The organism is Salifodinibacter halophilus (assembly GCA_012999515.1).
GTDB lineage: Bacteria > Pseudomonadota > Gammaproteobacteria > Nevskiales > Salinisphaeraceae > Salifodinibacter > Salifodinibacter halophilus.
On sequence record JABEEB010000263.1, the window covers coordinates 1 to 270 of the forward strand.

At 62.6% G+C, this 270-nt stretch carries 1 protein-coding gene; it reads right to left on the reverse strand.

Going from position 1 to position 270, the window contains the following annotated elements; all coding sequences use genetic code 11:
- Nucleotides 1-179: 179 nt before the first annotated feature.
- A partial coding sequence (locus tag HKX41_11585) for a class I SAM-dependent methyltransferase (GenBank protein ID NNC24774.1) occupies nt 180-270 on the reverse strand: 91 nt, incomplete at its 5' end.

The following is a 270-nucleotide window of genomic DNA, read 5'->3' on the forward strand; positions in this document are numbered from 1 at the left end:
GGTCGTCCAGAGAGGTGACTTCGTCCGGGAGGCTGGTGATGGGAATCCCGGAGCCGGCCTCGTCGCAGTCGCGCAGGTGAACGCTGAAGTCGTCGCTGGACATCGTGTACATGGTCAGCACGCTCAGTTCGCCGGCTTCATTGAAACAATTTGTGAGTGCGACAAGCGAGCGCGGGGCGTCAGAGAACCCGGAAGACGCGAACCGTGTCGCGCTTGCCCGGTTCGCAGAGCAGTTGCGCGAGGCCGAGGTCGGAGAACTCGTCTTTCCAG